12 protein-coding genes are annotated in these 13225 nt (G+C 67.2%); 7 read left to right on the top strand and 5 right to left on the bottom strand.

Annotated elements, in window-relative coordinates; all coding sequences use genetic code 11:
- Window positions 1-140 precede the first annotated feature (140 nt).
- The 7 genes from rho (at window position 141) to BDI24065_RS06800 (ending at window position 8224) form a co-directional block, all read left to right on the top strand.
- Window positions 141-1403 (top strand): transcription termination factor Rho, encoded by a 1263-nt coding sequence (gene rho / locus BDI24065_RS06830; RefSeq protein WP_006478662.1) that lies wholly within the window; start codon window positions 141-143, stop codon window positions 1401-1403.
- 136 nt (window positions 1404-1539) lie between these two features.
- A complete protein-coding gene (locus BDI24065_RS06825) occupies window positions 1540-2040 on the top strand; it encodes a MerR family transcriptional regulator (protein WP_175030570.1) in 501 nt (166 codons plus the stop codon).
- Window positions 2037-3593: an MFS transporter gene (locus BDI24065_RS06820; protein ID WP_175030569.1), complete on the top strand. Its 1557-nt coding sequence runs from the start codon at window positions 2037-2039 to the stop codon at window positions 3591-3593. The genes BDI24065_RS06825 and BDI24065_RS06820 overlap by 4 nt, the downstream gene beginning before the upstream one ends.
- Window positions 3594-3631: 38 nt before the next feature.
- Entirely contained in the window at window positions 3632-4465 is an 834-nt protein-coding gene (locus tag BDI24065_RS06815) for a zinc-dependent peptidase (RefSeq protein ID WP_175030568.1), read from the top strand.
- A gap of 157 nt (window positions 4466-4622) precedes the next feature.
- Window positions 4623-4883: a type B 50S ribosomal protein L31 gene (locus BDI24065_RS06810; RefSeq protein WP_006753671.1), complete on the top strand. Its 261-nt coding sequence runs from the start codon at window positions 4623-4625 to the stop codon at window positions 4881-4883.
- A 144-nt stretch (window positions 4884-5027) separates the two neighbouring features.
- Window positions 5028-6860, top strand: coding sequence for an ArnT family glycosyltransferase (locus BDI24065_RS06805; RefSeq protein WP_175030567.1), 1833 nt, complete (start codon window positions 5028-5030; stop codon window positions 6858-6860).
- Between the two features lie 2 nt (window positions 6861-6862).
- A complete protein-coding gene (locus tag BDI24065_RS06800) occupies window positions 6863-8224 on the top strand; it encodes an MATE family efflux transporter (RefSeq protein ID WP_175030566.1) in 1362 nt (453 codons plus the stop codon).
- Window positions 8225-8235: 11 nt separating this feature from the next.
- Here the strand turns inward: BDI24065_RS06800 and lipA are convergent, their stop codons facing one another.
- The 5 genes from lipA to BDI24065_RS06775 all read right to left on the bottom strand — a co-directional run bounded on the left by lipA (window position 8236) and on the right by BDI24065_RS06775 (window position 13220).
- Window positions 8236-9201 (bottom strand): lipoyl synthase, encoded by a 966-nt coding sequence (gene lipA / locus BDI24065_RS06795; protein ID WP_175030565.1) that lies wholly within the window; start codon window positions 9199-9201, stop codon window positions 8236-8238.
- Between the two features lie 2 nt (window positions 9202-9203).
- Window positions 9204-10319 (bottom strand): acetoin dehydrogenase dihydrolipoyllysine-residue acetyltransferase subunit, encoded by a 1116-nt coding sequence (locus BDI24065_RS06790; RefSeq protein WP_175030564.1) that lies wholly within the window; start codon window positions 10317-10319, stop codon window positions 9204-9206.
- 4 nt (window positions 10320-10323) lie between these two features.
- Complete coding sequence (locus BDI24065_RS06785) at window positions 10324-11328, bottom strand: alpha-ketoacid dehydrogenase subunit beta (protein WP_048021073.1); 1005 nt, start codon at window positions 11326-11328, stop codon at window positions 10324-10326.
- 54 nt (window positions 11329-11382) lie between these two features.
- Window positions 11383-12366, bottom strand: coding sequence for a thiamine pyrophosphate-dependent dehydrogenase E1 component subunit alpha (locus BDI24065_RS06780; RefSeq protein WP_175030563.1), 984 nt, complete (start codon window positions 12364-12366; stop codon window positions 11383-11385).
- Window positions 12367-12443: 77 nt separating this feature from the next.
- The gene (locus tag BDI24065_RS06775; RefSeq protein ID WP_175030562.1) at window positions 12444-13220 is read right to left on the bottom strand and encodes an SDR family NAD(P)-dependent oxidoreductase; all 777 of its coding nucleotides are present in this window, start codon (window positions 13218-13220) and stop codon (window positions 12444-12446) included.
- Window positions 13221-13225: the final 5 nt, after the last annotated feature.

The raw sequence follows: 13225 nt of genomic DNA, 5'->3' as shown, positions 1-13225 counted from the left end.
CGCCGATCGCTCGCTCAAGCGCGAATCGGCCTATGCTAGAATTAAAAAACGTCTACAAGACGCATTTAAGTCTCTGAGCGCTTCCGCTCGCCCTCCTCCCTTTATTTCTTTCGTCGTCTCCTCCCTGGCGGGTTCTCCGTATGCATTTATCCGAGCTCAAGTCTCTGCACGTCTCCGAACTGATCGAAATGGCCAATGGCCTGGAGATCGAAAACGCGAACCGCCTGCGCAAGCAGGAGTTGATGTTTGCCATTCTTAAAAAGCGCGCCAAGACGGGAGAGACGATCTTCGGCGACGGTACGCTCGAAGTGCTGCCGGACGGCTTCGGCTTCCTGCGCTCGCCGGAAATGTCGTACCTCGCGAGCACCGACGACATCTACATCAGCCCGTCGCAGATCCGCCGCTTCAACCTGCACACCGGCGACACCATCGAAGGTGAAGTCCGCACGCCGAAGGACGGCGAGCGCTACTTCGCGCTGGTGAAGGTCGACAAAGTCAACGGGCAGCCGCCCGAGGCCTCGAAACACAAGATCATGTTCGAGAACCTCACGCCGCTGCACCCGAACAAGCCGCTGTCGCTCGAACGCGAAATGCGCGGCGAGGAAAACGTCACGGGCCGCATCATCGACATGATCGCGCCGATCGGCAAGGGCCAGCGCGGCCTGCTCGTCGCGTCGCCGAAGTCGGGCAAGACCGTGATGCTCCAGCACATCGCACACGCGATCAAGCAGAACCACCCGGACGTGATCCTGTTCGTGCTGCTGATCGACGAGCGCCCTGAAGAAGTGACCGAAATGCAGCGCTCGGTCGCCGGCGAAGTGATCGCTTCGACGTTCGACGAACCGGCCACGCGTCACGTTCAGGTCGCCGAAATGGTGATCGAGAAGGCCAAGCGCCTCGTCGAAATGAAGCACGACGTCGTGATTCTGCTCGACTCGATCACGCGTCTCGCACGCGCGTACAACACCGTGATCCCGGCATCGGGCAAGGTGCTGACGGGCGGTGTCGACGCGAACGCACTGCAGCGTCCGAAGCGCTTCTTCGGCGCAGCGCGTAACATCGAGGAAGGCGGTTCGCTGACGATCATCGGCACCGCGCTGATCGAAACCGGCAGCCGCATGGACGACGTGATCTACGAAGAGTTCAAGGGCACCGGCAACATGGAAGTGCACCTCGAGCGCCGTCTCGCGGAAAAGCGCGTGTATCCGTCGATCAACCTGAACAAGTCGGGCACGCGCCGCGAAGAAATGCTGATCAAGCCCGAGATCCTTCAAAAGATCTGGGTGCTGCGCAAGTTCATCCACGACATGGACGAAGTCGAGGCAATGGAATTCCTGCTCGACAAGATCCGCCAGACGAAGAGCAACTCCGAGTTCTTCGACCTGATGCGCCGCGGCGGCTGATCACCCCCGCCCCGCACTCGAAAACGGCCGCCCGCGCATCCTGCCCGGCGGCCGTTTTTCGGCGCCAACCTGAACGTGAACGTACAGGTTGATCTATAATTGCGATCACCGCCCTCACCGAATCTCCCGCCTCCCGATGCCGAACGACGCCTCCCCTCCGCTGCTGACCGTGAGCGATGCCGCGTCGCGGCTCGGCGTCACGCCTCGCACGCTGAAGTATTACGAAGAGCGCGGGCTCGTCACGCCGTCGCGCAGCGAAGGCCGCTACCGCCTCTACGACGAAGCCGATCTCGAGCGCTTCGCGCGCATCCTGCGGCTGCGCGCGCTCGGCTTCTCGCTGCACGGCATCACCGAAATGCTGAAGCGCCCGCTGGAAGAAACGGGCGACGGCCGGCGCCGCTATTCGGACGCGTCGCTGCGCGACATCCGTACCGGCCTTGCCGGGCAGATCGACACGCTCGACCGGCGGATCGCGGCCGTCCAGCGCGAACTGAAGGAAGCCGTCGCGCTGCGCAAGGAACTGCAGCACGACATCGACTACGTCGATCGGCGTCTTGCCGGCGAAAACGCCGACGCGCTGATCGCGCAGCGGCAGGCCGAAGCCGGCACACGGCGCACGCGCAAGGCGCGAGAATGAGTGCGATGCCCGGTCGCCCGCCGCTGTGGAGCCGCGCGAACCTGCGCGCGGACCTGTTCCCGTGGGCGCTCGCACTCGTGACCGGCATCGACTATTTCGACAACGCGATCTTCTCGTTCTTCGCGAGCTACATCGCGGGCGGCATCAACGCATCGCCCGACGAACTCGTGTGGTCGTCGAGCGCCTACGCAGTCACGGCCGTGCTCGGCATCCTGCAGCAGCAATGGTGGGTCGACCGGCTCGGCCACCGCCGCTACGTCGCCGGCTGCATGCTGATGTTCTCGTTCGGCGCGATCGCGGCCGCGCTCGCCGACACGTCGCTCGAACTCGCGTTCGCGCGCGGCTTCCAGGGCTATTTCATCGGCCCGATGATGGGCGCGTGCCGGATCCTGATCCAGATCAGTTTCAAGCCGCAGGAACGGCCGCCCGCGACGCGCGCGTTCCTGATCATGATCCTGCTCGGCAGCGCGCTCGCGCCGATCGTCGGCGGCCTGCTCGTCGCCCATTCGACGTGGCGCGCGCTGTTCGCGTGCTCGGCGCCGGCCGGCATCGCGTTCGCGATCCTCGCGCTGCTCACGCTGCCCGATTCGGGCCGGACACCCGACGACGAACGCGGCTCCGGACACTTCTGGCCGTATGTCGTGTTCGCGCTCGCGCAAGGCGCGCTGCAGATCGTGCTGCAGCAGGTGCACTACCAGCTCTACAGCGGCTCGCCGACGCTGATCCTGCTGACGATCGCGGGAATCGGCGCGCTTGCGTGGTTCGCGTATCACCAGTGGAACCACCCGACGCCGCTCGTGCGCCTGCATGCGTTCCGCGAGCGGACGTTCCAGGTCGGGCTGCTGCTCTACATGTTCTATTACTACGAGTCGACGGGCTTCAGTTACCTGACGTCACGGTTTCTCGAAAGCGGGCTCGGCTATCCCGTCGAGAACGCCGGGCGGCTGGTGGGCACGATGTCGCTGATTTCGGCCACTGCGCTGTTCGCGTACCTGCGATACGCGAAATTCGTCACGCACAAGAAGTGGTTCGTCGTGCCGGGCTTCGCGATCGCCGTCACGGCCGCGCTGTGGATGACGCGAATGACGCCGCAGGTCGGCGAAGCCGCGCTGATCGTCCCGCTGCTGCTGCGCGGGCTGCTGCTGCTCTTCATCGTGCTGCCGGTGGCCAACCTGACGTTCCGGATCTTCGCGATCGACGAATATACGCACGGCTACCGGCTGAAGAACATCGTGCGGCAACTGACGATCTCGTTCGCGACGTCGTCGGTGATCATCGTCGAGCAGCACCGCGTGGCCGTGCACCAGACGCGGCTCGTCGAGCGCGCGAACGTGTTCGATCCGATCTTCCAGCAGACCGTCGACGCGCTGACGCGCAGCTACGCGGCCGCCGGCCACGCGCTGAACGAGGCGCACGGTCTCGCGATCGCGTCGATCGCGCGCATGGTCGCGCAACAGGCGTCGTTCCTCGCGTCGCTCGACGGCTTTTACTTCCTGGCGGGCGTGGCACTCGTCGGCGGCCTCTTCGCGGCATGGCAAAAAGAGATCGATTGAGTTAAAAGACAGGCTTTGGATTTCCGCGAGCCGCCTTCATGCTCTCGAAACTGACCCGCTGGTTCGACGACCGCCGCCGCGACCGCGCGCTGCGCAGCCACCCGATTCCCGACGCGCTGTGGCAGGACACCGTCCAGCGCCTGCCGTTCCTCGCCGCGCTGTCGCCCGACGCGCTCGGCCGGCTGCGCGAACTGACGAGCCTGTTCGTCGCGAAGAAATCGTTCTCGACCGCGCACGGGCTCGAGCTGACCGACGCGATGATCGTCGCGATCGCCGCGCAGGCCTGCCTGCCCGTGCTGAATCTCGACCTGTCGCTGTACGACGGCTGGGTCGGCGTCGTCGTGTATCCGGGCGAATTCGTGATCCGCAAGACCGTGCAGGACGAGGACGGTGTCGTCCACGAAGTCGAGCAGGACGCGAGCGGCGAGGCCTGGGAAGGCGGCCCCGTGATCCTGTCCTGGGAAGACGCGCAGATGACGGACGGCCACGACGCGTACAACGTCGTGATCCACGAGTTCGCGCACAAGATCGACATGCTCAACGGCGCGGCCGACGGCTATCCGCCCCTATTTCGCCGCTGGCACGCGCCGCACCTCGATGCACAGGCCTGGGCCGACGTGTTCGAGCACGCATACGACCAGTTCTGCGCACGCGTCGACGCGGTGCCGGACCGCGCGTGGGCGCGCTTCGAGCGGGATTCGCTGATCGATCCGTATGCGGCCGACCACCCGTCGGAATTCTTCGCGGTATGCAGCGAAGCGCTGTTCGTGCGGCCGAAAGCGTTCGAGTCCGAATTTCCGGAGCTGTACCGGCTGCTCGCGCGCTACTACCGGCAGGATCCGGCCGGCACCGGCGCGCTCGACGCACCGTGAAAATTATTCGTCAACCATCTGATTTTCTGGCATAATCGCCGTTTTTCGACCTTAGGCAAGTGGCTCGCGCCGGGCTTGGCGTCGTCTGGTTTGCGCAATCTGCGCACTCGGGCACGGCAAGCGGCGGGTTGGCTACCGCTCTCACCAAGGAAAGACCATGAAAGAAGGCATCCACCCGAACTACCGCGAAGTCGTCTTCCAAGACATGTCGAACGGCTTCAAGTTCATCACGCGCTCGACGATCCAGACGCGCGAAAACATCGAACTCGACGGCAAGACCTACCCGCTCGCCAAGATCGAAGTGTCGTCGGAATCGCACTCGTTCTACACGGGTCAGCAAAAGATCATGGACACGGCAGGCCGTGTCGAGAAGTTCAAGAACAAGTTCGGCGTTCGCGCCAGCGGCAAGGCGAAGTAAGCTTCGCACTGCATCCGGTGGTCGCAACGCACCGGTGTCGCACAAAAGGGCAGCCCAGGCTGCCCTTTTTTGTCTCTGCTCGCCCGGCAGGCGCCAGCCGTCGCCCGGGCATCGACCTGACGCGTAACAGCGGGCGCGTCTACAATGCCGGATGCTCGAAACCGGCTCGACCGCGCGCATCCGCGCCGGCCGCCCGCCCATAACAAATCGCTCATCTGCATGAAGCCTGTCGTCCGTCTCACCGCCTCCGCCACGCGCGCGCTGCCGCGCTGGCTGCTGCTCACGCTCTGCTTCGTCTACGCGGCGTTCGGCCTGTTCGGCCGCGACCCGTGGAAGAACGAGGACGCGGCGGGCTTCGGCGTGATGTGGACGATGGCCAAGGGCGGCTGGCACGACTGGCTGCTGCCGAACCTGGTCGGCAAGTTCATCACGACCGACGGGCCGCTCGGCTATTGGCTCGGCGCGCTGTCGATCCGCGGCCTCGGCCCGTGGGTCGACGCGAGCAACGCGTCGCGTGTCGATACCGGCATACTGTTCTGCGTCGCGTGCGCATTCGTCTGGTACGCGGCCTACCTGCTCGGCCGGCGTGCCGAGGTCCAGCCGTTCAAATACGCATTCGGCGGCGAACCCGAGCCGCGCGACTACGGCCGCACGCTCGCCGACGGCGCGCTGCTGGTGCTCGTCGCCTGCTTCGGCCTCGCGGAGCGCGGGCACGAAACGACGCCGCAGGTCGCGCAGTTTGCGTGGATCGCGATGCTCGTCTACGGGATCGTGCGCGGCATCGACAAGCCGATGCAAGGCGCGCTGTGGTGGGGCGTCGCGATCGGCCTGGTCGCGCTGTCCGGCAACCCGGTGCTGGTCGTCGCCCTGCTCGCCGGTACGGCCGTGCTGTGGCTCGTCACGCCCGAAATGCGCAACCTGCGCCTGCCGCTCGTCGGCGTGCCGCTCGCGGCCGCGATCTTCGCGCTGTGGCCGCTGGCCGCGTTCGTCGCGGCGCCGGACGATGCCGCATGGTTCTTCAACCAGTGGATCCACGGCAGCCTGATGCGCTTTTCGGGCCCGCCGACCGCGGTGCTCGGCTATGCGGCGAAGAACCTGCCGCTGTTCACGTGGCCGGCCTGGCCGCTCGCGATCTGGGCGTGGTGGAGCTGGGCCGGCATGCGCCGCCGTGCGCACATCGCGATTCCGCTGGCGGTCGCCGTGCCGCTCGTCGCGCTCGTGATCCTGCAGAGCCAGCAGTCGAACCGCATGTACATGCTGCTGCTGCCGCCGCTCGCGGTGCTCGCGACGTTCGCGCTGCCGACCCTCAAGCGCGGCGCGATCAACGCGATCGACTGGTTCGCGGTGCTGAGCTTCACGATCCTCGGCACCTTCGTGTGGCTCGTGTGGCTGGCATCGCTCACGGGCTTCCCGCATCCGCTCGCGCGCAACCTCGCCCGCCTCGTGCCCGGCTACGAGCCGCACTTCAAGATCCTGTCGTTCGTCTGCGCGGTGATCGCCACCGTGTGCTGGTGCTTCCTGGTGCGCTGGCGCATCTCGCGGCAGCCGAAGGTCCTGTGGCGCAGCGTCGTGCTGTCGGGTGCGGGCACCACGCTGATGTGGGTGCTGCTGATGACGCTGTGGCTGCCGATCGTCAACTACGGCCGGACCTATCGCGATGTCGCGCAGCAGATCGCCGTGCACCTGCCGTCCGACTACGAGTGCATCTCGCCCGTGCGGCTCGGTGATGCGCAAATCGCGACCTTCGCGTATTTCGGCAACATGCGGTTCGATTTCTCCGGCGACTGCGACGTGATCCTGCGCCAGGATCGCTCGGACTTCGGCGAGCCGAGCTCGATGTCGCAATACGTGTGGCGTCTCGTGTGGGAAGGCCGCCGCGCCGCCGACCGCGACGAGCGCTTCCGCCTGTACGAACGCATCGAACGGCCGAAGACACCCGTCAAGCGCCGTCCGCCGCGCCGTCAGCCGGCCGACTGACGATGTTCGGCGACATCCGCCGGATCGTCGGTCTCGCATGGCCGGTGCTCGTCGGCCAGCTTGCGATCATCGCCTTCGGCGTGATCGACACCGCAATGGTCGGGCGCTACTCGGCCGTCGATCTGGCCGCGCTCGGGCTCGGCTCGTCGATCTACATATCGATCTATATCGGCCTGACGGGCATCCTGTCCGCGCTGCAGCCGATCACCGGGCAACTGTACGGCGCGCGGCGCTATGCCGAGATCGGCGAGGAAGTGCGGCAGGCGCTGTGGCTGGCGCTGCTGCTCGCGGTGCCCGGCTTTCTCCTGCTGCATTTTCCCGAGCCGCTGCTGCGCGTCGCGCACACGCCCGCCGCGCTGCACGACCGCACCGTCGACTACCTGCGCATCCTGTCGTACGGACTGCCCGCCAGCCTCGTCTTCCGCATCTACAACGCGCTGACCAACGCGGCCGGCAAGCCGCGCCTCGCGATGATCCTGCAGATCGGCGCGCTGCTGCTCAAGTTTCCGCTCAACGTGTGGTTCATCTTCGGCGGGTTCGGCGTGCCGGCGCTCGGCGGCCCGGGCTGCGGGCTTGCCAGCACGCTGATCAACTGGGCGCTCGCGCTGATCGGCTACACGCTGCTCGCGAAGCTCGACGTGTTCGCGCCGCTCGCGATCTTCTCGCGCTTCTGCTGGCCGGTCTGGGCGCGCCAGAAGGCGATCCTGAAACTCGGCGTACCGATGGGCCTGTCGTACCTGATCGAGGTCACGTCGTACACGTGCATGGCGCTGTTCATCGCGCAGTTCGGCACGACGACGCTCGCCGGCCACCAGATCGCCGGCAACATTGGCGCGGTGCTGTACATGACACCGCTGTCGATCGGCGTGGCGGCATCGACGCTGGTCGCGCGCGCGCTCGGCGCCGGACGGCCCGAGGAAGCCCGGCTGCTCGGCCGGCACAGCGTGATCTTCGCGTGCGGCATCGCCGCGACCTACGGCCTGCTCGTGTTCGTGCTGCGCCCGCTGATCATCGGCGGCTATACGCCGAACCCGGCCGTCGCCGCGGCCGCGATGCCCCTCGTCGCGATCGTCGCGTGCTACCACGTCTTCGACGCGGTGCAGGTCACGTCGGCGTTCGTGCTGCGCGCCTACAAGGTCGCGGTCGTGCCGACCGTGATCTATGCGGTCGCGCTGTGGGGCGTCGGGCTCAGCGGCGGCTACGCGCTCGGCTTCGACGTGGGCGGCATCGCACCCGCGTGGCTGACCGGCGCGCGCGGCTTCTGGTTTGCGAACACGATCAGCCTGGTGCTCGCGGGTGCCGGGCTCGTGCTGTATCTGCGCCGCGTCAGTCGCGCGCATGCTGCCGCGTCCACATCCGCCTGACGCGCCGACCGTTACGTCTCCTCCAGCACGTCGGCCGCGTGATACGACGACCGCACGAGCGGGCCGGCGACGACTTCCCTGAAACCGAGCAATAGCGCGTCGTCGCGCCATGCGGCGAATGCGTCCGGGCTCACGTAGCGCCGCACCGGCAGGTGGTGCGCGGACGGCGCGAGATACTGGCCGAGCGTCAGCACGTCGACGTCATGCGCACGCAGGTCGCGCAGCGTGTCGCGCACTTCGTCGTCGCACTCGCCCAGCCCGAGCATCAACCCCGATTTCGTCACCAGCCCCGGCCTCGCCCGCTTCGCCTGCGCGAGCAGTTCGAGCGAGCCGCGATAGTCTGCGCCCGGCCGCGCTGCGCGATACAGTGACGGCACCGTCTCGATGTTGTGGTTGAACACGTCGGGCCACGCCGTCGATAGCGCCTCCAGCGCGCGGGCCACGCGGCCTCGGAAGTCCGGCGTCAGCACTTCGACGCCGATGCCCGGCACGCTCGCGCGCACCGCCGCGATACACGCGGCGAAATGCGCGGCGCCGCCGTCGCGCAGGTCGTCGCGGTCGACCGACGTGATCACGACGTAGCGCAGCCCGAGCGCCGCGGCCGCATCGGCCAGCCGCGCCGGCTCGTCGGGATCGAGCGGCTCGGGACGGCCGTGCGCGACGTCGCAGAACGGGCAGCGCCGCGTGCACAACCCGCCCATGATCATGAAGGTCGCGGTGCGCTGTGCGAAGCATTCGCCGATGTTCGGGCACATCGCCTCCTCGCAGACGGAATGCAGCCGATGGTCGCGCAGCACGGCCGCCATGTCGGCGACCGCCGCGCTCATCATCGGCCGCGCGCGCAGCCACGGCGGCTTCGGTAACGCCGCGCCGGTCGAGGGCTCGACGCGCACCGGAATGCGCGCGAGCTTGTCGCGGCTTCGCGCGCCCGGCTGGCCGAGCGCCGTGAGGCTGGGTCGTTCGAGCGCGGCGGCCATCGTCAGTCTCCGAGAAACGCAACGATCAGGCGGTTCACGTCAGCGGCCGCCTCCATCTGCACCATGTGCCCGCTGCCTGCGATCACCTCGGCACGCACGCCGTCCGGCAGGCCCTGCGCGTGCTGCGCGGGGATCACCTGGTCGCGCTCGCCCCAGATCACGAGCGTGCGCGGTGCAAGCGTCGCGAGCCGGTCGCGGAACACGCGCCGCTGCGCGGCACCGTCGAACGCGGCATGCGCGATCTTTTCGAGCGCGGCCTGCACGCCTTCGAGCCGCTTGTACTTGACGAGATCCTCGACGAGTTGCCGCGTGACCAGCGCGTTGTCGGCAAACAGCGCGCCGAGGTGCGGCTTCAGCGTGTTGCGGCTGTTGCCGGCGACGAAGCCGTCGATGTAAGCACGGTTGATGTCGGTGCCGAGCCCCGCGCTCGCGATCAGCGTCAGCGACGCGATGCGTTGCGGTGCGCGCTCGGCCGCCGCCATCGCGACCGCGCCACCCATCGAATGGCCGATCAGGTGGGCTTGGTCGATGCCCTTCGCATCGAGCAGCGCAAGCACCGCGTCGGCCAGTTCGTCGAGGCTGCCCGTCTCGACCGCCTTGCCCGACTCGCCATGACCGGGCAGGTCGAGCGCCCACACCGGCCGGTGCGCGGCGAGATCCGCGTGATTGAACAGCCAGTTGTTCAGGTCGCCGCCGAAGCCGTGGATGAGCACGGCGGGCGTGCCCGCGCCTTCGCCGAGCTTCAGGAAGCGCACCGTCCGGCCGCCGATCTGCGCCTTTTCGGGCTGCGGGCCCGCGGCTTCGTCGGCGGCCGCGCTCGGCACGAAATCGCGCTGGAAATCGGCGATCGCCGCATCGATGTCGGCATCGCTCGCGTCGACGGCCGCGACCACGCCGAGCAGCGCGCCGACCGGCAGCGTCTCGCCTTCCTGCGCGACCTGCCGGCGCAGCGTACCGTCGAACGCGCATTCGACGCCCGACGAGATCTTGTCGGTTTCGACGTCGAGCACTTCGTCGCCCTTCGCCACGCGTTCGCCGATCGCCTTCAGCCAGCCGTTGACCTGCCCCTGCTCCATCGACAGCCCCCACTTGGGCATCGTGATCATGTGAATCGACATCGTGTCAGCTCCTCGTCTTCAGGACCGCCTGCGCAATCGCATCGGCGGACGGGATATACAGGTCTTCCAGCACGCTCGCGAACGGTGCAGGCGTATGCGGCGCGGTCACCAGCTCGATCGGCGCCTTCAGCGCATGGAACGCGCGCTGCGCGACGAGTGCGGCGATGTCGGTCGCGATCGAACAGCGCGGGTTCGCTTCGTCGACAACCACCACGCGCCCGGTGCGCTCCGCGCTTTCGAGGATCGTTTCCTCGTCGAGCGGCGACGTCGTGCGCAGGTCGATCACGTCGACCTGGATGCCGTCCTTCGCGAGCTTCGCGGCCGCGTCCATCGCGAGATGCACCATCCGGCCGTACGTGACGATCGTCGCGTCGTCGCCGTCGCGCATCACGTTCGCTTCGCCGAACGGAATCGCATAGGACTCCTCCGGTACGTCGCCTTCGCGGGTATAGAGCAGCTTGTGTTCGAGGAAGATCACGGGATCGTTGTCGCGGATCGCCTGGATCAGCAGGCCCTTCGCGTCGTACGGCGTCGACGGGCACACGACCTTCAGCCCCGGAATGTGCGTGAACAGCGACGTCAGCATCTGCGAATGCTGTGCAGCCGCACGCAGCCCTGCGCCATACATCGCGCGGATCACGACCGGCGTCACGGCCTTGCCGCCGAACATGTAGCGGAACTTGGCGGCCTGGTTGAAGATCTGGTCGAAGCACACGCCCATGAAATCGATGAACATCAGCTCCGCGACGGGCCGCATCCCGCATGCGGCAGCGCCTACCGCCGCGCCGATGTAGCCGCCTTCGGACAGCGGCGTATCCAGCACGCGGCCCGGAAACTTGTGGAACAACCCCTTCGTCACGCCGAGCACGCCGCCCCACGCGTCGTCCTCGCCCGGCGCGCCCGCGCCGCCTGCATTGTCCTCGCCCATCACGATCACGCTGTCGTCGCGCGCCATTTCCTGCGCGAGCGCTTCGTTGATCGCCTGCGAATAAGTGATCTTCCTTGCCATGTCTGTCTCCTGGAATGTTCGGTTCGCCGTGCCGGCCGCGGTGTCAGGCCGCGCTCACGGGTACGACACGTAGACGTCGGTCAGCAGGTCGGCTGCGTCGGGTACCGGCGCGGCCTTGGCCTGTGCAACCGCATCGTCGATCAGCGCCTTCACCTGTGCATCGACCGCGCGCAGGTCGGCGGTCGTCAGCGCTTCGGCCCGCACCACGCGTGTTTCGAAATGCTTCAGGCAGTCCTTCTCGTCGCGCAGCTTCTGCACTTCGCCCGGCGCGCGGTAGGTTTGCGCATCGCCTTCGAAGTGACCGAAATAACGCGTGAACTTCACCTCGACCAGCGTCGGGCCGCCGCCGTTGCGCGCGCGCTCGACGGCCTCGCCGAGCGCCTCGTGCACCGCGAAGAAGTCGAAGCCGTCGACGATCACGCCCGGCATCCCGAACCCGTTCGCGCGATCGGCGATGTTGTCGGTCGCGACCGACCAGCTCGACGACGTCGCTTCCGCATAGCCGTTGTTTTCAGCCACGAAGATCGCGGGCAGCCGCCACACCGACGCGAGGTTCATCGATTCGAAGATCACGCCCTGATTCGATGCGCCGTCACCGAAGAAGCACACGCCGACGCCGCCGGTCTTCCTGTGCTTCGCCGCGAGCGCCGCGCCGCAGACGAGCGGGCCGCCCGCGCCGACGATCCCGTTGGCGCCGAGCATCCCCATCGACAGGTCGGCGATGTGCATCGAGCCGCCCTTGCCGTGGCAGACGCCCGTCTTCTTGCCGTAGATCTCGGCCATCATCCCGTGCACGTCGACGCCCTTCGCGATGCAATGGCCGTGGCCGCGGTGCGTGGTCGCGACGTAGTCGTCGAGGCCGAGGTGCAGCATCGTGCCGACCGCGGAGGCCTCCTCGCCCGCGTACAGGTGAACGAAGCCGGGGATCTCGCCGGTCGCGAATTCGACGTGCAGGCGTTCCTCGAATTCGCGGATCGTGCGCATCATCCGGTAGGCGTCCAGCAGTTTGTCCCTGCTGAGCTGTGTCGAAGCTGTCATGTGTGTCTCCTGGGTAGGTCTGACTGCGAATGCCGCCGCGGCCGGGCCGCGGCGACGGATTGCACGGCCTGCGGCCGTCAGTGAAACGTGAAACCGCCGTCGACGTTCACGGCCTGGCCCGTCACGTTGTCCATCGTCGCGAAGAACAGCGCGAGCCGGCCCATGTCTTCCGGTGTCTGCGCGCGGCCCTGCGGGATCAGCGTCAACTGGTGCCGCTGCCACGACTCCTCGACCGATTCGCCGTCGGTCTTCCATTCGTCGGACAGCCGGTCCCACATGTAGGTACGCACGATGCCGGGGCAGATCGCGTTGACGGTCACGCCGTCTCGCGCGACCTCCTTCGCGAGCGCGTTCGTGAACCCGACGACCGCGAATTTCGACGCGCTGTAATGCGCGAGATTCGGAAAGCCTTCCTTGCCGGCGATCGACGCGACGTTGATGATCCGGCCGCGGCCCTGCGCCTTCAGCGGCGCAAGCGCCGCGCGGCAACCGAGGAAGGTGCCCTTCGCATTCACGTCCATCACGAAATCCCAGTCGCGCTCGGTCAATTCGCCGACCGGATGAATGCTGATCACGCCCGCGCAGTTCACGAGGATGTCGAGCCGGCCGAGGTCGGCGAGCGCCTGCGCAACCATTGCGTCGACCTGCGCGGCCTGCGTGACGTCGACCTTCGCAACCACCGCCCGCCGCCCGAGCGCGCGTATCTCGCGTGCGGTGGCGTCGAGTGCGTCGTCGAGCAGGTCGGCCAGCAGGATGTCGGCGCCCGCGTCGGCAAGCGTCAGTGCAATGCCGCGGCCGATGCCGCGCGCGCCGCCCGTGACGATGGCGACCTGTCCTTCGAGTGGGGCTGTCATGGCAA

The organism is Burkholderia lata, from assembly GCF_902499025.1.
GTDB lineage: Bacteria > Pseudomonadota > Gammaproteobacteria > Burkholderiales > Burkholderiaceae > Burkholderia > Burkholderia lata_C.
This window is presented reverse-complemented; position numbering and strand designations above follow the sequence as displayed.